Raw genomic sequence first — 20,375 nt, 5'->3', positions numbered from 1 at the left:
ACAGCCCACGGCCCTTCCCCCCCCCCCCCCCCGCCGGCCCCCCCCCCCCCCCCCCCCCCGGGCCCCCGGCCGCCCCCCCCCCCCCCCCCCCCCCCCCCCGCCGGGGGAGGGGCGGCGGCTCCCGCGAATCCGCACGAAAGCGTGCCGTTCGCGGGCGGCCGGTACGCACGGGCGGCGCCGCCCGTGCGGGGGCGGAAAGGCCAGCTCACGTCGCGTGTCGGCATCGCTCGACAGCGGTCCCTCGCTCGCCGCTCACCCCCTTTTCCATCCGTGTCGGAAATTCGGACATCGCGGCAGGTCTTGACAGAAGCCAGTAGGGATTACAGCCTATGGCAACGTTGTCATCCGAGTTGAGAGCCGGGTCGATCGTTCCGTCGGCTCACGTGGGATTGGACTTTTTGGACATGTCGGATCAGCCGCACCTTTCCCGGCGAAGGATCGTCGCCACCGGCTCCACCCTCCTGGCGGGCTTCGGCCTGGGCACCGCCTTTCCCACGGCTGCCTCCGCTACCACCCCGGCCCCCGCCGCCGGGCCCGCGGCGCCGTCGGGGACCGCCGCCGCGCGGGCCGAACTCGCCGCCTACCGCCCGATCACCGTGTCGTCCACGGACTACGCCCCCACGCCCGGCGAATTCGCGGTCGACGGGATCGGCACCGTCGGCGTACGCGGCACCGGCTGGCGGGCCGCGGCGGGCGACCCGCAGTGGATCTGTGTCGACCTCCAGGCGGACTGCGAGGTCGACTCCGTGAAACTGACCTTCGAGGCCACGGTCAACGACCCGGTCTTCACCCCCTCCGACAGCGGCAATCCGCGCGACAGCACCACAGGGCAGGAGATCCTGTCGAGCTGCGCGGTGGACTTCGTCATCGAGACCTCGCGCGACCAGCACGCCTGGACCACCGTGTACCGGACCACCTCGGGCACCGGCGGCGTCGTGGACATCGCGCTGGACCGCAAGGTCACCGCGCGCTGGGTGCGGCTGACCGTGCGCAAGCGCTCCAACGCCAACCCGCTGGGCCTCAACGGCTTCGCGGTGTACGGCACTTCGCGCGCCCACCGCCCCGCCGCCACCGGCTGGACCGACTGGGGCACCCATCACCACCACGCCCCCGCGCTGAAGACCGCCGCCGACGGCACCGTGCCGCTGGAGTCCGGCTGGACGCTCACCATGGACGACTGGGCGGGCGGCGAGGGCGCCGACCTGTCCCGCCCGTCGGTGGACACCAGCCGCTGGCTGCCCGCGACCGTGCCCGGCACGGTCCTGGCCTCACTGGTCGAACAGGGCCATCTGCCCGACCCCGTGTCCGGCCTGAACAACCTGCACATCCCCGAGGCGCTGTCCCGCCACTCGTGGTGGTACCGGCGCGGCTTCGAGCTGCCCCGTAACCTGACGACCGGCTCGGGCCGCCACATCTGGCTGGAGTTCGACGGCGTCAACCACACCGCGGACATCTGGTTGAACGGCAAGCGGGTCGGCGGCCTGACCTACCCCTTCGCCCGCTCCGCCCACGACGTGACGGCGCTGCTCACCGCCCGCGGCGAACAGGCCCTCGCCGTGAAGATCACCCCGATGCCGTTCCCCGGCAGCCCCGGCGACAAGGGGGCGGCCGGACTGGCCTTCGTGGACGCGGGCGCCACCATGATGAACCGCAACTCGCCCACCTACCTGGCCTCTTCCGGCTGGGACTGGATGCCCGCCGTACGCGACCGCGTCTCCGGGATCTGGAACCACGTACGGCTGCGCTCCACCGGCCACGCCGTCATCGGCGACCCCCGCGTCGACACCGTCCTGCCCGACCTGCCCGACACCCGCAGCGCGGAGGTGACGATCGTCGTCCCCGTGCGCAACGCCGACACCACCGAGCGGCGCGTCACCGTCACCGCCGCCTTCGACGACGTCAAGGTGACCCAGACGGTCACCGTGCCCGCGGGCGGCGGCAAGGACGTCACCTTCACCCCGTCCGTGTACGGCAAACTGCGGCTGCGCAACCCCAAGCTGTGGTGGCCCAACGGCTACGGCGAGGCCGCCCTGCACGACCTGACACTGACCGCGACCGTCGACGGCCGCACCAGCGACCGGCGCACCACCCGGTTCGGCATCCGGCAGTTCGGCTACGAATTCGCCGTGCCGCTGCCCTTCACCGCCGGCGGCGACGCGTACACCCAGTCCGTCGACCTCGGGGCGCGGACCGCGCGGTACATACGGGTGCGCTGCCTGACCCGCGCCACCGCCTGGGGCTCGTCGCTGTGGAGCCTGTCGGTGGTCAACAGCGCCGCGCCCGGCACCGACCTCGCGTTGCGCAAGACGGCCACCGCCTCGTCGGTCGACGAGGACGACCACCAGCCGGGCAACGTCACCGACGGCGACCAGGGCACCCGCTGGTCCTCGTCCTTCGAGGACGACCAGTGGGTCCAGGTCGACCTCGGCGCCCAAGTCGCCTTCGACCGCGTCGACCTGACGTGGGAACAGGCGTACGCGCGCACGTACGTGGTCCAGGTCTCGGCCGACGGCTCGGCTTGGACCGACGCGAAGTCCGTCGACAATTCCGCGGTCCCGCTGCCCTTCAACGGCGGCGACGCCAGCCTCCAGACCGAGGACTTCAGCGCGGTGACCGCCCGCTATGTCCGGATCAACGGCGGTGCCCGCGCGACCAGTTGGGGCAACTCGCTGTGGACGCTCTCCGTGGTCGACAGCGCCAGGCCCGGCACCGACCTCGCGCTCCACAAGACCGCGAGCGCCTCCTCCGAGGACTCCGGCAGCCCGGCGTCCCACGCCACCGACGGCGACCCCAACTCCCGCTGGTCGTCGGAGTATCTGGACAACCAGTGGATCCAGGTCGACCTCGGCTCGGCCCAGAGCTTCGACCGCGTCGTCATCGTGTGGGAAGCGGCCTACCCGAAGACGTACACGATCCAGGTGTCCGCCGACGCGAAGACCTGGACGGACGTGAAGTCCGTCGACAACACGCCCGAACCGCTGAAGATCAGCGTCAACGGCGTCCGGGTCTTCTGCCGCGGCGGCAACTGGGGCTGGGACGAACTGCTGCGCCGGATGCCCGCCGCGCGGATGGACGCCGCCGTGCGGATGCACCGCGACATGAACTTCACGATGATCCGCAACTGGGTGGCCAGCAGCAACCGCGAGGAGTTCTTCGCCAGTTGCGACGAGCACGGCCTGCTGGTGTGGAACGACTTCCCCAACGCGTGGGGCATGGACCCGCCGGACCACCAGGCGTACAACGACCTGGCGCGCGACACCGTACGGCGCTACCGCGTCCACCCCAGCGTCGTCGTGTGGTGCGGGGCCAACGAGGGCAATCCGCCCGCCGCGATCGACACCGGCATGCGCGACGCCGTCACCTCCGAGGCGCCCGGCGTGATGTACCAGAACAACTCCGCGGGCGGCATCATCACCGGCGGCGGCCCCTACGGATGGGTGGAGCCCGCCCGTTACTACGCGCCGTCCACGTACGGCAGCGGCAGCTTCGGCTTCCACACCGAGATCGGCATGCCGGTGGTGTCCACGGCCGCCAGCATGCGCAATCTCGTCGGCGACGAGCCGGAGTGGCCGGTCGGCGCGGCCTGGTACTACCACGACTGGAGCACACGCGGGAATCAGGCGCCGCAGAACTACCAAGCCGCCATCGAGGCCCGCCTCGACACCGCCACCGGCCTCGACGACTTCGCGCGCAAGGCGCAGTTCGTCAACTACGAGAACACCCGCGCCATGTTCGAGGCGTGGAACGCCAACCTGTGGAAGGACGCCAGCGGCCTGATGCTGTGGATGTCCCACCCGGCGTGGCACAGCACGGTGTGGCAGACCTACGACTACGACTTCGACGTCAACGGCACCTATTACGGGGCCCGCAAGGCGTGCGAGGCGCTGCACGTCCAGGCCGACCCCGACAAGTGGCAGGTCATCGCCGTCAACCACACCCCGCACACGGTCACCGGCGCCCGGGTGACGGCCAACTACTACGACCTCGACGGCCGCCGGCTCGTCCCGGAACAGCGCAAGTTGGTCAACATCGCGCCGTCGTCGTCGGTCACCGCCTTCACCGCCGACCGGATGGACACCCTGCCGTCCTTCCACCTGCTCCGGCTCCGCCTGGAGGACCCGCTCGGCCGCGTGCTGTCCGAGAACACCTACTGGCGCTACCGCGACACCAAGGACATGCGGGCCCTGAACAAGGCCAAGCAGACCCGCCTGTCCACCGACCTCGGCCGCCTCACCCACTCCGGCGCCCGCCGCAACCTCACCGCCACCGTCCGCAACCGCGGCTCCGCCGTCGCCGCCATGGTCCGGCTGTCGCTCCTCGACGACCACACCGGCGAGCGCGTCCTGCCCACCCTCTACAGCGACAACTACCTCTGGCTGCTGCCCGGCGAGTCCCGCACCCTCACCCTGACCTTCCCCGCCGCCGCCCTGCCCTCCTCCCGCCCCGCCCTGCGCGCCGAGTCCTACACCACCCCCACCACCCTCACCCGCCCCTGACCCCGGGACGCGAGGCGGGCGGCGGCGGGGGAATCCGCAGGTCAGTCCTACCCCCGCCGTCGGCGGACGGCGGGGGACACGGAGAATGGGGGCATGGATTCGGTGGACATATGTTTTTCGCGTGACGAGCTGATCGACCATCTGCGACGGACCCGCATCGCCGGGGACGTCGCCACCCCGCGGCAGGGGAATCTGCGGCACTACAGCGAGCTGGTGAAGGGGAACCGGCGCTTCTGGCTGGGGCTGGAGCTGGGGGAGCGGTGGACCGAGGAGACGGTGCTGGCGGTGATGGCCGAGCGCGTCGGCGTGGTGGCCGACCCCGGACACCTCCAGGGTCAGGACACCATCGACGCGCGGCTCACCGTGGAAGGACTCGACCGGATGGCGGCCGTCCTGCGGGAGGCGGCCCGGCAGCGGTGGCGGGTGCTGGTCGCCACCGGGCACCCGGGCGGGCTGCTCGATGTGCACCAGGCCATCGCGCGGGCGCTGCGCGCGGCCGGGGCCACCGTCGTCGCCATTCCCAAGGGCCTGTCCACCACCGAGGGCGACGACGACTCCTACGGCGACGTCCGTCAGTTCGGCAGCGTCGCCGTGCTGGAGGACGGTGCCACCCTGTGGCACACCCACGCGCCGCAGCCGATGTCGGCCATTCTCGACGCGCTGACCGCCGCGGGCGAGCCGCTGCCCGACCTGGTGGTGGCCGACCACGGCTGGGCGGGCCGCGCGGGCCAGCGCGGGATCAGGACCGTCGCCTTCGCCGACTGCAACGATCCGGCGCTCTTCCTCGGCGAGGCGGAGGGCACCATCGCGGTGACCGTCCCGCTCGACGACCACGTGGTGGACCCGCAGGCGTACGAGCCGATGACCGCCTATCTGCTGTCGGAGGCCGGGCTCACCGCCTGAGACCCGCGCGAGCCCGTACGACGCGCCGGTACGACCGCGCCCCGTCCCGTACGATCCCGCGGAACGCAGCCGCGTCGCCCCGGCGGGACCCACCGGCTGCCCACGGCCAGTAGGCTTCCCGTGGGTGCCCGAAGCACCGCAGAGACCGCCGCGGACGCCCCGGAACACGGGGCGTCCGCCGTGTGTTACCGCCATGGAACACGAGGAGGACTGAGATGACCGCTCAGACACAGAAGGCCGTCCTCGCCGGCGGATGCTTCTGGGGCATGCAGGACCTGATCCGACGCCTGCCCGGCGTGACGGACACCCGGGTCGGATACGCGGGCGGCGACGTGCCGAACCCCACGTACCGCAACCACGGCACCCACGCCGAGTCGATCGAGATCACCTACGACCCGGAGCGGACCGACTACCGGGCGCTGCTGGAGTTCTTCTTCCAGATCCACGACCCGAGCACGAAGAACCGCCAGGGCAACGACATGGGCCTCAGCTACCGGTCGGCCATCTTCTACGAGGACGACGAGCAAAAGCGCGTCGCGGAGGACACGATCGCCGACGTCGACGCCTCCGGCCTGTGGCCAGGCAAGGTCGTCACCGAGGTCGCGCCCGCCGGTACCTTCTGGGAGGCCGAGCCCGAGCACCAGGACTACCTGGAGCGCTACCCCGACGGCTACACCTGCCACTACGTACGCCCCGGCTGGCGCCTGCCCGCCCGTACCAAGGACTGATGCCCGGCACGCCCAGCAAACCCAGCACGCCCGGCGCCGCTGGTTACGGCATCCGGCCTTTCCCCGCCGGCCGTCCGACGTCCCATTGATAGCGTCGGACCGTGGCGCATACAGTGCGCGCGGCGACTCGTATCCGGGAGGCCAGATGTCGGGTTCATCGTCGGGCGGCACGCCGGGGCGCGCCATGGGGCGAAGGGCTCTGCTGCTCGCGGGCGCCGCCTCCGCGGCGGCGGCCGGCGCCGGATCCCTGGCCTCCGCGGAGCCCGCACACGCGCGCCCCGGTGGCCCGGGGGCCGAGTGGGTCGGCAGTTGGGCCGGGTCGCCGAACGCCGCGCCGACGGCCGCCGTCGTCCACCTGGAGAACCAGACGGTCCGCCATGTGCTGCGTCTGAGCCTCGGCGGCTCCGCGCTCCGGTTACGGCTGACGAACGAATTCGGTGAGAGCGCCGCGTCCATCGGCGAGGTACGGGTCGCCCGCCGCGCGGGAACGCAGGGCACGGCGATCGTCCCGGCCACCGACCGCCGGGTGACGTTCGGCGGCAGCGGGTCCGTCCTGATCCCGGCCGGGGCCCCGGCCGTCAGCGATCCCGTCGACCTGGCCCTGCCCGGCGGCGCTGACCTGGTCGTGAGCCTCTACCTGCCGGAGCGTACGGCCGCGACCAGCCTGCACGCGTACGCCCTCCAGAAGAACGCCGTGGCCGCGGGCAACGTCACCGGCGCGACGACGGTCACGCCGACCGCCGAGCCGCAGGCGGTGTATCTCGTCTCCGGTGTCAGCGTCCGGGCCGGACGGCAGGCGTCCGCGATCGTCGCGCTCGGGGACTCGATCACCGACGGCGGCAAGAGCACCGTCGGCGCCGATCTGCGGTGGCCTGACCAGCTCGCCGCGCGGCTGCGGTCGTCCCGCCCGGCCGCCGACCGCGCGGTGGTGAACGCGGGCATCTCCGGCAACCGCCTGCTGCACGACCCCAATCCGCCCGCGGGCGACCCGGCCGAGGCGTACGCGCTCAACTTCGGACCGAGCGCCCTGCGCCGCTTCGACCGCGACGTGCTCGCCCAGCCCGCGGCGGCGTACGTCATCACCCTGATCGGCGTGAACGACCTCGGCCACCCGGGCACCGTGGCGCCGCTGTCCGAGACGGTGACGGCCGAGCAACTGATCGCCGGGCACGGGCAGTTGGCGGCGCGCGCGCACGCCGCGGGCCTGATCGCCATCGGCGGCACGATCATGCCCTTCAAGGACGACACCTTCGGCTTCTGGAGCCAGGCCAACGGCGAGAAGCGGAACGCCGTCAACGACTGGATCCGCACCAGCGGTGTGTACGACGCCGTGATCGACTTCGCCCGCGTCACCGCCGACCCGGCCGACCCGGACAAGCTGGCCGCCGCGTACAGCAGCGGCGACGGCCTGCACCCGAACGACGCGGGCCACACCGCGATGGCCGCCGCCGTTCCGCTCGACCTGTTCCGCTGAGCCGTCTCCGTACGGCTCGGCGGCCACGGCGCGCGGCGGCAGGACGTGCCCGGCCTCGGCCCTGAGCGACCCGTGCCCGGCACTCCGGCACGGCCGCCCCGGCACGCCACCGAGCCCTCCTTGGCGGGTCGCTGACCGGCCGTCGGACGCGCGACGGTCGGCGTGAAGCCCTGTACTAATACGTATTATCCCTTGACTTCCGGGAATCCGGAAGCCACGATCCCTCACGGCGCCGAGCGTCTCCCGATCGGCCGCGCCGCTCCCGTGGCCGATGTCCTCCCCCCCAACCGTGAGGGTGCTCCATGTCCGTTGACCACTCGTCCCGCGGCCTCACCCGTCGCTCCGCCCTGCTGGCCGGCGCCGCGCTGGCCCCCGCGTGGTTCCTCGGCACCGCCGGCGCCGCGCCCAGCCGCGCCGCCGCGGCGACGGCCTCGGACTTCGCGACGGTCCGCACCCAGTGGGGCACCACGCTGATCGGCAGCTACGACGCCTCCGACCAGGTGATCTCCGCCTACGCGCAGGCGATGGCCGACACAGCGAACGGCCTGTGGTCGACGCTGAACACCGCCAACTCCCGCACCTACCTGTGGGCGGACCTGAACAGCTCCACCGTCTCGGCCGTCCAGCGCGACGTGATCGGACGGCTGCGCCAACTCGCCCTCGCCTACGCCTCGCCGGGCTCGTCGCTGGCGGGCAACGCGACGCTCCTGGCGGACCTCACATCCGCGCTCGACTGGTTCCTCGCCCACAAGTACGGCGTCACCGCGCGGTACGACAACTGGTGGGACTTCGAGATCGGCATACCGCTGGCCCTCAACGACACCTGCGTCGCCCTGTACGACCACCTCTCGGCGAGCCAGATCTCCACCGCGATGGCCGCGATCACCCGCTACGCGCCCGACCCGACCAAGGTCAACGGCGGGACGGCCACCGGCGCCAACCTCAACTGGAACTGCGCCATCGCGACCGTGCGCGGCGCGCTGAGCCAGGACGCGACCGTCATCGACAGCGCCATGGCGGCGATCGCACACCTCTTCCCGTACAGCACCAGCGGCGACGGCTTCTACCCCGACGGCGGCTTCATCCAGCACGCGGTCTACGCCTACAACGGCTCCTACGGGGTGTCGCTGCTCCAGTACCTGACCTACCTGCTGGTCACCGTGCAGGGCACCCCGTGGGCGGCGACAACGGACCAGGTGCAGCGCGTCTTCACCTGGACGCAGGCGAACTACCGGCCGTGGATCTACCGCGGGGCGTTCATGGACATGGTGCGCGGACGCGCGCTCTCCCGCTTCTACGAGACCGACCACCGTATCGGCCGCCTCACCACCGCCACCCTGCTCCAACTCGCCCGCGTCTTCCCGGCCGACCAGGCGCTCACCGTCCGGTCGCAGGCCAAGGGCTGGATCGGCGCGGACACCTACCAGGACTTCTTCGCCTTCGACGCGGCCCCGCTCGAACAGGTGCGGATCTCGTCCATCGCGCTCGGCCGCGCCGTCGTCGCCGACAGCGCCATCCCGGCGGCGGCGGAGTCCACCATCTCCGTCGTGTCGACCTCGATGGCGCGGATCGTGCACCGGCGGCCCACGTTCGCCTTCGGCATCGCGATGGACAGCACGCGGATCAAGCCGTACGAGTCCGCGAACAACGAGAACCTCCAGGGCTGGTACACCGGCGAGGGCGCCACGTACCTGTATCTGCCCACGCAGCCCGGTCACTGGGTGAACGGGTACTGGCCGGCCGCGGACAAGTACCGGCTGCCCGGGGTCACGCTCGACACCAAGACCCTCGCGCTCGGCGCGAACCGCGGCTCGACCAACACCTGGGCGGGCGGCGCGCTGCTGGACGGGAACGTGGCGGCCGGTATGGGGCTGTCGTTCGCCGTCCAGACCCTCAAGGGCCACAAGTCGTGGTTCTGCGTCGACGACGTCGTCATCTGCCTGGGCGCCGGGATCACCAGCGACGACGGCCATACGATCGAGTCGGTCATCGAGAACCGCAACACCGGCCCCAACGGGCAGGCGAACATCCACGTCGATGGCAACGTTGTCCTGTCCACGCCGAGCAACACGCCGACGGTGGTCCAGCCGCGGTCGATCTTCGTGGACAACCTCGGCGGCTATGTCTTCCCGGTCGGCGGCCACGTCACCCTCCTGCGCCAGGACCGCACCGGCAAGTGGACCGACATGGACCACCGCGGCGTCTACGACGACACCGCCGCGTACACCCGCAGGTTCGTCACCATGTGGGTCGACCACGGCGTGAGCCCGACCGCGGGCAGCTACCGCTACATCCAACTGCCCGCCGCCACCTCGGCCCAGACCTCGGCGTTCGCCGCGTCGAACGACGTGACCGTCGCCTCGAACACCGCCGCGGTGCAGGCCGTCAGCCGCTCCGGCTCCGGCGTGACCATGGCCAACGTCTGGCAGGCCGGAGCGCCCAAGGCCGCCGGAATCCAGGTCGACAGGACCGCATCGGTCGTCACGCACCGGACGAACGGAACGCTCAGCGTGGCCGTGAGCGACCCGACCCAGCAGCTCACCGGGTCGGTCGTCGTCACCGTCGACGGCGCCGTCTCGGCCGCCACCTCCGTCGACCCCGGGGTGACGGTCCTCGCCACGACGCCCGACCTCCGCCTCTCGGTAGCGGTCGCGGGAGCGGCCGGAAGGACCTTCGTCGCACGCTTCACCGTCTGACAGCCGTCGGCCCGGCACCCCGTCGGCCCGGCACCCCGTCGGCCCGCGAGATAAGGAAGTCGCACATGCGCATGAGGGCTTTAGCAGTGGTGATCGGCATGCTCGTCGCGAGCTACGGCGTGACGTCGGGCTCGGCGCACGCGGCGTCATCGCTCTACGAGGCGGAGAACGCCACCGTCTTCCACGGGACGGTGGACCGCGATCACCTGGGATACACCGGGACCGGCTTCGTCAACACCGCCAACGAGGCGGGCGCGTACGTCGAGTTCAGCGTGAGCGCACCGGCCGCGGGCGGCTTCGCGCTGGCCCTGCGCCACGCGAACGGGACGGGGGAGGGACGCGCGGGCACCGTCAGCGTCCACGGCACGGTGATCTCCGCACCGGCCTTCGCCGCGACCGCGGACTGGAACACCTGGGCCGTCACCCGGATACCGGTGACGCTGCGGGCGGGAACCAACGCGATCCGCGTGACCGGCGCCACGGCGGGCGGCCTGCCCAACCTCGACTCGCTGACCGTCTCCGACCCGCGGAGCACGGACTGGGCCGACGCACTGGTCGACTCCACCATGCGGCGCTACACCCCCGCGACCGTCGGCGGCTGGAGCTACCCGGTCGCGCTCTACCTGATGGGGCAGTACCAGGTCGCCCGGCACACGGCGGACCCCGCGCGCCGGGCGGCCCTGATCGCGTACATCAAGGCGTGGGCCGACCGCTTCGTGGACGCCTCGGGGCACATCGGCATCACCTTCAACAGCCTGGACAGCATGATGCCGGGGCAGGTGATGATCGCCCTGTACCGCGAGACCGGTGAGGCCAAGTACGGCCTGGCCGCCAAGCAGATCCACGACCGGCTGCTGCCCGGCGCCGGGTACCCGACCACGAGCGACGGCGGCTTCTGGCACGCCAACAGCGCCGACCGGGCCAACCAACTCTGGTCCGACGGCACCTTCATGGCCGACCCCTTCATGGCGCAGTACGGCAGGTACATCGGCGACAGCGCGCAGTCCTACGACATCGCGGCCAAGCAACTCGTGGTCTACGCCGGCCATCTGCAACAGGCGAACGGGCTGCTGAAGCACGCCTACGACGCGTCCAAGGCGGCGACCTGGTCCGACCCGACCAGCGGCCTGTCCTCCGAATACTGGTGCCGCGCCGTCGGCTGGTACGGCGTCGCCGCCACCGAGATCCTCGACCTGATCCCGGCCGACCACCCGCTGCGCGCCCAGTTGACCGCGACCGTACGCGATCTGGTGCGCGGCATCGCCGCCTACCAGGACCCGGCCAGCGGGCGGTGGTTCCAGGTCGTGGACAAGGGGAGCAGCGCGGGGAACTGGACCGAGACGTCGTGCTCGGCGATGTTCACCCTGACCGCCGACGCGGCGATCAAGCGCGGATATGTCCCCGCCGCCACGTACCAGGCCACGGTGGACGCCGGAGAGCGCGGCGCATTGGACCGGATCTCCCTGCACAGCGACGGTCTGACGTATCTGACCTCGATCTCGGTCGGCACCAATGTCGGGGACTACGCGTATTACACCGCCCGGTCCCGGGCCACGAACGACTTCCACGGGCTGGGCGCCTTCCTCTACTTCTTCGAGCAGGTCAACGGCTGAGCCCGGCTCCTGCGAGCAGATCCGCGGCGGGGGAGTGGCGGTGGAGCGCCGTCCCCGGTTCTGGAACGCTACGACCGTCGGCCCGACAGGCCGACGGCACAGCTTTCCTCGACCCGGTGAAGGAACGACGCCATGACCACCGCGCACCCCATCGCGCTGGAGCCCACCGCGATCCATGTGGCCGACCGCGTCCTCGACGACCTGCGCACCCGTCTCGAACTGACCCGTCCGCCGCTGGACGAGGGGAACGAGGACTGGTCGTACGGCGTCCCGGCCAGCTATCTGCGGGAGTTGGTCGCCTACTGGAAGGACGGCTATGACTGGCGGGCGGCCGAGCGCGCCATCAACGCCTACGAGCACTACCAGGTGGAGGTCGCCGGTGTCCCCGTGCACTTCCTTCGCAAGCCGGGGCGCGGCCCCCGCCCGATCCCGCTGATCCTCACCCACGGCTGGCCGTGGACGTTCTGGCACTGGTCGAAGGTGATCGACCCGCTCGCCGACCCGGCCGCCTTCGGCGGCGACCCCGCCGACGCCTTCGACGTGATCGTGCCGTCCCTGCCCGGCTTCGGTTTCCCCGGCCCGCTCACCGGCTTCCCCGACGTCAACTTCTGGAAGGTCTCCGACCTCTGGCACACCCTGATGACCCGGACCCTGGGATACGAGAAGTACGCCGCCGGGGGCTGCGACATCGGCGGGATCGTCACCAGCCAGCTCGGCCACAAGTACGCCGACGAGTTGTACGGCATCCACATCGGCTCGGGGCTGCCCCTCGACTTCTTCACCGGCCCCCGCGCCTGGGACTTCGCCCGGAACCGGCCCCTCACCGACGACCAGCCCGCCGACATCCGCGCCCGCATCATCGAACAGGACCGCCGCTCGGCGACCCACCTGGTGGCGCACATGCTCGACGGCGCCACCCTGGCCCACGGGCTGAGCGACTCACCCGCGGGACTGCTCGCCTGGCTGCTCGAACGCTGGAACGCCTGGAGCGACAACGGCGGCGACCTCGAGTCCGTCTTCACCAAGGACGACCTGCTCACCCACGCCACGATCTACTGGGTCAACAACTCCATCGCCACGTCGATGCGGTACTACGCCAACGCCAACCGCTACCCCTGGACCCCCGCCCACGACCGCACCCCGGCCGTCGAGGCCCCGGTCGGCCTCACCTTCGTGACGTACGAGAACCCGCCCGGCGTTCACTCCGCCGCCGACCGCGTCCAGGCGTTCAAGACGGGGCCGCAGTCCCGCTGGTTCCACCACGTCAACGTGAACGCCCACGACCACGGCGGCCACTTCATCCCCTGGGAGAACCCCGACGCCTGGGTCACCGACCTCCGCGGCACCTTCCGCACGCGCAGGCCCTGAGCGCCGGAAGGTCTCTCCCTCCCCGGACGGCGGAATCGACACGGCGGTGATAAAAATCGACACGGTGTAGACTTTTTGACGTGGGAGGACGTCGACTCCCCGCGAGACCGTCGAGGAGGAGCACATGGAGACGCGGAACTGGCTCATCACGGGCGTCAGCACGGGTCTCGGGCGCGCTTTCGCCCGGGCCGCGCTGACAGCCGGGCACACCGTCGTCGGCACCGTCCGCTCGGAGAAGGACCTGCGGGCCTTCGAGGAGCTGGAATCCGGGCGCGCGCACGGCCGCGTCCTGGACGTGACCGACGGCGACGCCGTCACGGCCGTGGTCGCCGAGGTCGAGCGGAGCGTCGGCCCGCTGGACGTCGTCGTCGCGAACGCCGGCTACGGCCTGGAGGGCACCTTCGAGGAGACGCCGCTGGCCGAGGTGCGGCGGCAGTTCGAGGTCAACGTGTTCGGAGCCGTGGCCACCTTGCGGGCCGCGCTGCCCCCCATGCGGCGCCGTCGCCGCGGACACCTGATGGCCGTCACCTCCATGGGCGGCCTCATGGCCGTGCCTGGCATGTCCGCCTACTGCGGCAGCAAATTCGCCCTGGAGGGCATCCTCGAAGCGCTGGGCAAGGAGGTCGCACAGTTCGGGATCCATGTGACGGCGATCGAGCCGGGCTCCTTCCGCACCGACTGGGCCGGACGGTCCATGACGCGCGCCGAGCAGTCCGTCGACGACTACGACGAGCTGTTCACCCCCATCCGCGAAGCGCGGCGGAAGGCCAGCGGGAATCAACTGGGCAACCCGGCCAAGGCCGGAGAGGCGGTCGTGCACATCGCGTCGGTCGACCGGCCGCCCGCCCACCTCGTCCTGGGCTCGGACGCGCTGCGCCTGGTAGCCGCCGCGCGCACGGCCGTCGACGAGGACATCCGCGCATGGGAGACGCTGTCGCGTACGACCGACTTCGCCGAGGGCGCTCAGCTCTGATGCCAGGCCACGAATCCGCCCGAGGCCGCCGGACCGCCGAACGCAAGGGCGATGTCCGGGAGCGCGCCATCCTCGACACCTGCGAGGCACTGCTGGCGACCAAGGGCCACGAGGCCATGACGGTCGCCGACATCGCCCAGGGCGCGGGCATCACCCGCGCCGCGCTGTACTTCTATTTCGGCTCCAAGCAGGAGGTGGTCACCGCGCTCGTGGCCAGAACGGTCGAGCACCTGTGGGAGCGGTCCAGGACCACCGCCCAGGCCGACGAACCGCGCCAGGCCGTCGCGGCGGCCATGCGGCGCACGGTCGAGCTGTGGAACGCGCACGGCCTGGTCATGCGCACCGCGATCGACCTGTCCCTGACCGTTCCCGAGATCGGCGAGCTGTGGAACCACACGGCCGACCTCTTCATCACGGCCATCACCGCCGTCCTGGAACGCGCCGGAATCGCACCGGGCACCGCGCCCCACCAGTCCTCCGCCCTGGCCCGCGCCCTGTGCTGGATGATCGAGCGGACCTTCTACCACGCCTCGCGGGAGTCCCCGGAAAAGCTGCGCGAGGCGTCCGCGACCTGCGAACACATCTGGCTGACCACCGCCGGCCTGACCGTGTGAGCCGTCCGCGGCGACCTCCCGACGATCGAACGGCATGTGCGCACCGGACACTTCGACGTCCTGCTCACCCCCAACCGCTGGACCCTGGTCAACCGTTCCGCCGGTCCGCTCATCGACCTGGCGGTGTCGATGAACGCCGGGGTCGTCAACGCCGCCGTGTCCGGCGGCCAGATCCTGCCGACCGGCGTCGGCGGCTCGCGGTGGTGCCCCTACCGTGAGAGGCCGAACTGCTCGCCGCCATCGGCGCGATCGAAGAGGCGTGCCGTGACCGCGGTGTGCCGCTCGCAGCGGCGGCGGTGCGTTTCTCCACGCGCGACCCGCGGATCGCCAGCACCGTCATCGGCACCTCGCGGCCCGAACGGATCGAGCAGACCCTCGCGCTCGACGCGACCGAGGTGCCCGACGCGCTCTGGGACGACGTGGACGCCATCGCCGCGCGCGTCGATCCCGCACACCTGCCCGCCTGGGGCCGACGCGCCGTCATCTCGAAGCCCTCGAAGCCCTCGAAGTCCTCGGAGTCCGATGAGGAGCCCCATGTCCGACCCCCTGCGCGTCCTGCTGTTCGGCTACGGCCTGGCGGGCCGCGTGTTCCACGGCCCGCTGCTCGCCACGAATCCGCACTACACGGTCCGGGCGATCGTCACCTCTGATCCGGCCCGCGCCGCCGCCGCGGCCCGACCACCCGGGCGCCCGCGTGGTGGCCGACGCCGACACGGCGTTCGCGGCGGCCGACGGCTACGACCTCGCGGTCGTGGCCACGCCCCACCTGACGCACGTCGAACTGGCCGGGCGCGCTCTGAAGGCGGGTCTGCACGTGGTCGTGGACAAGCCGCTCGCGCTCACCGCCTGTGACGCGCAGGAACTGGCCGACGCCGCCGACGCCGCGAACCGCGCCCTGTCGCTCTTCCAGAACCGGCGCCGGGACGGCGACTTCCTCACCCCCGCTTCGGCGCCACCGCGCTCGTGATGGGCGGTTCGATGACCGGCTCCTGGGACCTGATCGGTCCGGCACTGGCGGGGGCTGGCCGCCGGCCTCCCGCCGCCGCTGCCCCCGGCCCGGCCGGCCGGAGCAGGGCTGATCGGCGCGGCACGATACGCGGCCGAGGTTCCGGAAGACAACGATGCCTCTATTCTCTAGTCAACGAGCCGAGAGGGAGACCACCGTGGCCGGCGCGCCGCTCACCACCGCACCACCGACCACGAAACAGGTCGCCACCCTCGCCGAGGGCAGCGCGATGACCGTGTCCCGCGTCCTGCGCGGCGACACCGGGGTGTCGGCGTACAGACGCGCACGCGTCGAGGCCGCGGTACGGCAGCTCGGCTACCGGCCCAACGCTCTGGCCCGCAACTTCCGGCACGGACAGGGCACCGGCACCATCGGCCTGATCGTCACGAACCTCGCCAACCCCTTGCGCCCGGCTCGCGCTCGGCATCGAGGCGACGGTCGCCGAGGAGGGACTGCGGGTGGTGATCACCAACACGGCCGGTGACGCGGGCCGCGAGCGCGACGCCGTCCGGGACTTCTCCGCGCGCCGGGTCGACGGCGTGATCCTCGTCCCGGCGGGGGCCGACCAGGCCCATCTGGCCGAGGAGTTGCCCACCTCCCCGCCCGTGGTCACCGTCGCCCGGCCCCCGACCAAATTCGAGGCGGACTGCGTCCTGGTCGACGACTTCGGCGGCGCGTACGCGGCGACCAGCCGACTGCTGGCGGCAGGACACCGCAGGATCGGCTTCCTCGGCAACCCGCCCTCGGTGTACACCGGTTCCGAGCGCTACCGCGGCTACAGCGCGGCCCTCCACGAGGCGGGCATCGACCCCGACGACGCCCTGGTCAAGCGCGGCCGGGAGGATCTCGCCTCCGCCGAGGCGGCTGCCGCCGAACTGCTCGCGCTGCCCGAGCCGCCCACCGCGCTGTTCTGCACCGACAACCACAACACCCAGGGCGCCTACTGGGCGTTGCGGCACCACGGCGCCGGCGCGACGCTCGCGGGGTTCGACGGCTTCGACCTCGCCGACGTGCTCAGCGTGCCCGTGCTGGTGGTGGACCACGACCCCGACGAGATCGGGCGCCGCGCCGCCCAGTTGCTCGGCGAGCGCCTGGCCCGCCAGGGCGCCGGAGCGCTGCCGCCGCGCCGGTTCGTGGTGCGCACCACGATCATCGCCCACGGGGAGGACCGCGGCCCGGACCGGGACGTGTCCTAGCCGCACGCCGCGGACAACGCGCCCCGGAAGCAGGCGCGTTGTCCGTCCGGAGCCTCGCGGTCCCCGAGCCCCGCCTCCACCGCGCCACGCCCGTCAGCCATTCGACCCGGCCGCCCACCACACCCCGGAGCCCGTACATGCACGACGACCGCAGCCTCATCGAGTCCCGCCTGGAACGCGTCCTCAACGAGCGCGTCCGCCCCGCGGTGTACGGGGAGCGGGTGCCGCTGACCGTCGGCATCTGGGACGCGCCCGACGAGCCGGTCCCGGTGGCCGAAGGTATCGCCGCGGCCCGCAGGCCGATCGCGCCCGGCGAGCCGTGGGGTCCGCCGTGGGGGACGAGCTGGCTCACCGTCAGCGGTACCGTGCCCGAGGAGTGGGCGGGCCGCACCGTCGAGGCGCTGCTGGACCTCGGCTTCGAGCGGGACACCCCCGGCTTCCAGTGCGAGGGCCTGGTCTACCGGCCGGACGGCACCCCGGTGAAGGGCCTCAACCCGCGCAATCAGTGGGTGCGCGTCGGCGACCCCGTCACCGGCGGCGAGCGGATCCTGCTGCACGTCGAGGCCGCCTCCAACCCGATCGTGCTGGACAACCCGCCCTTCCGCCCGACCGCTTTGGGCGACAAGGCGACGGCGGGCCGCGCGCCGCAGTACGTCCTGGGCCGGATGGACCTGGCCGTGCTGGACCGCACGGTCTGGGAGCTCGTGCAGGACCTCGAAGTGCTGGGCGAGCTGATGCCGGAGCTGCCCGCCGACTCGGCCCGCCGCTGGGACATCCTGCGCGCGGTGGAACGGGCGCTCGACGCGATCGACCTCCAGGACGTCGGCGGCACCGCCGAGGCGGCCCGAGCCCTGCTGGCCGACGTGCTGGCCGCGCCCGCGCACGCATCGGCCCACCGGATCAGCGCGGTGGGCCACGCGCACATCGACTCCGCGTGGCTGTGGCCGCTGCGCGAGACCGTCCGCAAGGTGGCCCGGACCACCGCGAACATGACGGCCCTGATAGAGGACGAGCCCGACTTCGTCTACACCATGTCCCAGGCGCAGCAGTACGCCTGGATCAAGGAGCACCGCCCCGAGGTCTACGCCCGGGTCCGACAGGCCGTCGCCGACGGGCGGTTCGTGCCCACCGGCGGAATGTGGGTCGAGTCGGACACGAACATGCCCGGCTCCGAGGCGATGGCCCGTCAGTTCGTGCACGGCAAGAGGTTCTTCCTGGACGAGTTCGGCATCGAGAGCGACGAGGTGTGGCTGCCGGACACCTTCGGCTTCGCGGCCGGGCTGCCGCAGATCATCCGGGCGTCCGGGTCGAGTTCGCTGCTGACCCAGAAGATCTCCTGGAGCCGAACCAACTCCTTCCCGCACCACACCTTCGCCTGGGAGGGCATCGACGGCAGCCGGGTCTTCACGCACTTCCCGCCGATGGACACCTACAACGCGGGCCTGGAAGGCCGCGAAGTCGCCCACGCCGCAGGCAACTTCAGGGAGAAGGGCATGGCCGGGCGGTCGCTGGCGCCGACCGGGCTGGGCGACGGCGGCGGTGGCACGACCCGCGAGATGATCGCCAAGGCCGCCCGGCTGCGCGACCTGGAGGGTTCGGCCCGGGTGGAGTGGGAGTCCCCGGCGGAGTTCTTCGCCAAGGCCCGCGCCGAGTATCCCGAACCGCCTGTCTGGGTCGGGGAGTTGTACCTCGAACTGCACCGCGGCACGCTGACCAGCCAGGCCGGCACCAAGCAGGGCAACCGCCGCAGCGAGCACTTGCTGCGCGAGGCGGAGCTGTGGTCCGCGACCGCCGCCGTACGGGCCGGACTGCCCTACCCGTACGAGGAGTTGGACCGGATCTGGAAGACGGTGCTGCTGCACCAGTTCCACGACATCCTGCCCGGCTCGTCCATCGCGTGGGTGCACCGCGAGGCAGAGGCGACGTACGCCGCCCTCGCGGTGGAGCTGCGGTCGATCATCGACGCCGCCCAACTCGCCCTGGCCGGTGCGCCGTCGCGGGAGGGGGGCGAGGAGGGGGAGGGGGGCCAGGAGGGAGAGGGGGCCCTGGTCTTCAACGCGGCCCCGCACACCCGCGGCGGTGTCCCGGCAGGGGGCGCCGCGCCCGTCGCCGACCCCGGCGTCGACGGGACGGTCACTACTTCGGCCCGCCCCGGCGGCGGCCACGTACTGGACAACGGCCTGCTGCGGGTCGAGGTCGACGACCGCGGCCTGGTGGTGTCGGTCCACGACCTCGCCGCGGACCGCGAGACCCTCGCCGCGGGACGCCCGGCCAACCTGCTCCAACTCCACCCCGACTTCCCCACCATGTGGGACGCCTGGGACGTGGACGCGTACTACCGCAACACCGTCACCGACCTGACCGCCGCCGACCGCGTCGAGGTGACCGCCGCGACGGCCCACGCCGTCACCGTCCGGGTCGAGCGCTCGTTCGGCCACTCGCGCGCCGTGCAGGACCTCACCCTCACCGCCGGGCACAAGCGCCTGGACGTCTCCACCGAGGTCGACTGGCGCGAGACGGAGAAGTTCCTGAAGGTGGCCTTCCCGCTGGACGTCCACGCCGACCGCTACGCGGCCGAGACCCAGTTCGGCCACGTCTACCGGCCCACCCACAGCAACACCAGTTGGGACGCCGCCCGTTTCGAGGCGTGCAACCACCGATTCCTGCACCTCGCGGAGCCCGGCTGGGGCGTGGCCCTGGTCACCGACTCTACCTACGGCCACGACGTCACCCGCTCCGCAAGCGGCAGCGCCCCCGGCGCCGCCGTCACCGTGCGCCTGTCCCTGCTGCGCGCGCCCCGCTTCCCCGACCCGCGGACGGACCAGGGCGTGCACCGCTTCCGCTACGCCCTGCTTCCCGGCGCGTCCATCGGCGACGCCGTCCGCGAGGGGTACGCCATCCACCTGCCCGAGCGCCGCGTGCCGGGCGCCGCCGCGGTCGAACCGCTGGCGACGGTCGGCCACGAGGGCGTCGTCGTCAGCGCCGTGAAGCTCGCCGACGACGCGAGCGGCGACATCGTCGTACGTCTCTACGAAGCCATCGGCGCCCGGACCCGCACCACCCTCACCCCCGGCTTCGCCCTCCACACCGCCACCCCCTGCGACCTGCTGGAACGCCCCCTGACCGACCAGCCGCCCGCCGAGATCCGCGACGGCGCCGTGGACCTGCGCCTGCGACCGTTCGAGATTGTCACGCTGCGCCTGACCCCCTCGACGGACACCGCGCCGCCCTTGGCCGAGCACTGAGCCCGTCGTCGGTACCGTCCGCTGTCGACTTGCGCTTTACGCCGCGTCAACTTCTACGGTCGT

At 72.0% G+C, this 20,375-nt stretch carries 14 protein-coding genes; all 14 read left to right on the top strand.

Going from position 1 to position 20,375, the window contains the following annotated elements:
- Nucleotides 1–404: 404 nt before the first annotated feature.
- The 14 genes from ACFY9V_RS35015 (at nt 405) to ACFY9V_RS34950 (ending at nt 20,312) form a co-directional block, all read left to right on the top strand.
- The gene (locus ACFY9V_RS35015) at nt 405–4,496 is read left to right on the top strand and encodes a discoidin domain-containing protein (RefSeq protein WP_391164346.1); all 4,092 of its coding nucleotides are present in this window, start codon (nt 405–407) and stop codon (nt 4,494–4,496) included.
- A gap of 93 nt (nt 4,497–4,589) precedes the next feature.
- Nucleotides 4,590–5,399, top strand: coding sequence for a phosphatase (locus tag ACFY9V_RS35010; RefSeq protein WP_355343671.1), 810 nt, complete (start codon nt 4,590–4,592; stop codon nt 5,397–5,399).
- A 215-nt stretch (nt 5,400–5,614) separates the two neighbouring features.
- On the top strand, nt 5,615–6,127 hold the full coding sequence (gene msrA, locus ACFY9V_RS35005; protein WP_391164345.1) for a peptide-methionine (S)-S-oxide reductase MsrA: 513 nt from the start codon (nt 5,615–5,617) through the stop codon (nt 6,125–6,127).
- 145 nt (nt 6,128–6,272) lie between these two features.
- Nucleotides 6,273–7,601, top strand: coding sequence for a GDSL-type esterase/lipase family protein (locus ACFY9V_RS35000; RefSeq protein WP_391164344.1), 1,329 nt, complete (start codon nt 6,273–6,275; stop codon nt 7,599–7,601).
- A gap of 302 nt (nt 7,602–7,903) precedes the next feature.
- Nucleotides 7,904–10,297 carry a polysaccharide lyase family 8 super-sandwich domain-containing protein gene (locus ACFY9V_RS34995; RefSeq protein ID WP_391164343.1) on the top strand — a complete coding sequence of 798 codons (2,394 nt, stop codon included), beginning with the start codon at nt 7,904–7,906 and terminating at the stop codon, nt 10,295–10,297.
- Between the two features lie 71 nt (nt 10,298–10,368).
- Nucleotides 10,369–11,910: a glycoside hydrolase family 88 protein gene (locus tag ACFY9V_RS34990; RefSeq protein WP_391164342.1), complete on the top strand. Its 1,542-nt coding sequence runs from the start codon at nt 10,369–10,371 to the stop codon at nt 11,908–11,910.
- Nucleotides 11,911–12,042: 132 nt separating this feature from the next.
- On the top strand, nt 12,043–13,278 hold the full coding sequence (locus ACFY9V_RS34985) for an alpha/beta fold hydrolase (RefSeq protein WP_391051894.1): 1,236 nt from the start codon (nt 12,043–12,045) through the stop codon (nt 13,276–13,278).
- A 124-nt stretch (nt 13,279–13,402) separates the two neighbouring features.
- On the top strand, nt 13,403–14,251 hold the full coding sequence (locus ACFY9V_RS34980; RefSeq protein WP_355343653.1) for an oxidoreductase: 849 nt from the start codon (nt 13,403–13,405) through the stop codon (nt 14,249–14,251).
- Nucleotides 14,251–14,865, top strand: coding sequence for a TetR family transcriptional regulator (locus tag ACFY9V_RS34975; protein WP_391164341.1), 615 nt, complete (start codon nt 14,251–14,253; stop codon nt 14,863–14,865). Before ACFY9V_RS34980 ends, ACFY9V_RS34975 begins: the two co-directional genes overlap by 1 nt.
- Before the next feature lie 227 nt (nt 14,866–15,092).
- Nucleotides 15,093–15,515, top strand: coding sequence for an aldo/keto reductase (locus tag ACFY9V_RS34970; RefSeq protein WP_355343687.1), 423 nt, complete (start codon nt 15,093–15,095; stop codon nt 15,513–15,515).
- 47 nt (nt 15,516–15,562) lie between these two features.
- Nucleotides 15,563–15,832 (top strand): Gfo/Idh/MocA family oxidoreductase, encoded by a 270-nt coding sequence (locus tag ACFY9V_RS34965; protein WP_355343647.1) that lies wholly within the window; start codon nt 15,563–15,565, stop codon nt 15,830–15,832.
- A gap of 196 nt (nt 15,833–16,028) precedes the next feature.
- Nucleotides 16,029–16,355, top strand: a complete 327-nt coding sequence (locus ACFY9V_RS34960) for a LacI family DNA-binding transcriptional regulator (RefSeq protein ID WP_355343644.1) — start codon at nt 16,029–16,031, stop codon at nt 16,353–16,355.
- Nucleotides 16,330–17,067: a substrate-binding domain-containing protein gene (locus ACFY9V_RS34955; protein WP_391164340.1), complete on the top strand. Its 738-nt coding sequence runs from the start codon at nt 16,330–16,332 to the stop codon at nt 17,065–17,067. The genes ACFY9V_RS34960 and ACFY9V_RS34955 overlap by 26 nt, the downstream gene beginning before the upstream one ends.
- Before the next feature lie 137 nt (nt 17,068–17,204).
- Entirely contained in the window at nt 17,205–20,312 is a 3,108-nt protein-coding gene (locus tag ACFY9V_RS34950) for a glycoside hydrolase family 38 C-terminal domain-containing protein (RefSeq protein WP_391164339.1), read from the top strand.
- The last annotated feature ends 63 nt before the right edge of the window (nt 20,313–20,375 follow it).

It is taken from the genome of Streptomyces sp. NPDC008317 (assembly GCF_042955955.1).
In the GTDB taxonomy this organism is placed as follows: domain Bacteria; phylum Actinomycetota; class Actinomycetes; order Streptomycetales; family Streptomycetaceae; genus Actinacidiphila.
Note: the sequence above shows the minus strand (reverse complement) of the source record. Positions and strands in the feature narration are given on the sequence as shown.

What these genes read in the sequence shown, in the direction of transcription:
- msrA (WP_391164345.1), top strand. Translation starts at nt 5,615, where the DNA reads ATGACCGCTCAGACACAGAAGGCCGTCCTCGCCGGCGGATGCTTCTGG.
- ACFY9V_RS34995 (WP_391164343.1), top strand. Translation starts at nt 7,904, where the DNA reads ATGTCCGTTGACCACTCGTCCCGCGGCCTCACCCGTCGCTCCGCCCTG.
- ACFY9V_RS34985 (WP_391051894.1), top strand. Translation starts at nt 12,043, where the DNA reads ATGACCACCGCGCACCCCATCGCGCTGGAGCCCACCGCGATCCATGTG.
- ACFY9V_RS34980 (WP_355343653.1), top strand. Translation starts at nt 13,403, where the DNA reads ATGGAGACGCGGAACTGGCTCATCACGGGCGTCAGCACGGGTCTCGGG.
- ACFY9V_RS34975 (WP_391164341.1), top strand. Translation starts at nt 14,251, where the DNA reads ATGCCAGGCCACGAATCCGCCCGAGGCCGCCGGACCGCCGAACGCAAG.
- ACFY9V_RS34950 (WP_391164339.1), top strand. Translation starts at nt 17,205, where the DNA reads ATGCACGACGACCGCAGCCTCATCGAGTCCCGCCTGGAACGCGTCCTC.
- ACFY9V_RS35000 (WP_391164344.1), top strand. Translation starts at nt 6,273, where the DNA reads ATGTCGGGTTCATCGTCGGGCGGCACGCCGGGGCGCGCCATGGGGCGA.
- ACFY9V_RS35010 (WP_355343671.1), top strand. Translation starts at nt 4,590, where the DNA reads ATGGATTCGGTGGACATATGTTTTTCGCGTGACGAGCTGATCGACCAT.
- ACFY9V_RS35015 (WP_391164346.1), top strand. Translation starts at nt 405, where the DNA reads ATGTCGGATCAGCCGCACCTTTCCCGGCGAAGGATCGTCGCCACCGGC.
- ACFY9V_RS34990 (WP_391164342.1), top strand. Translation starts at nt 10,369, where the DNA reads ATGAGGGCTTTAGCAGTGGTGATCGGCATGCTCGTCGCGAGCTACGGC.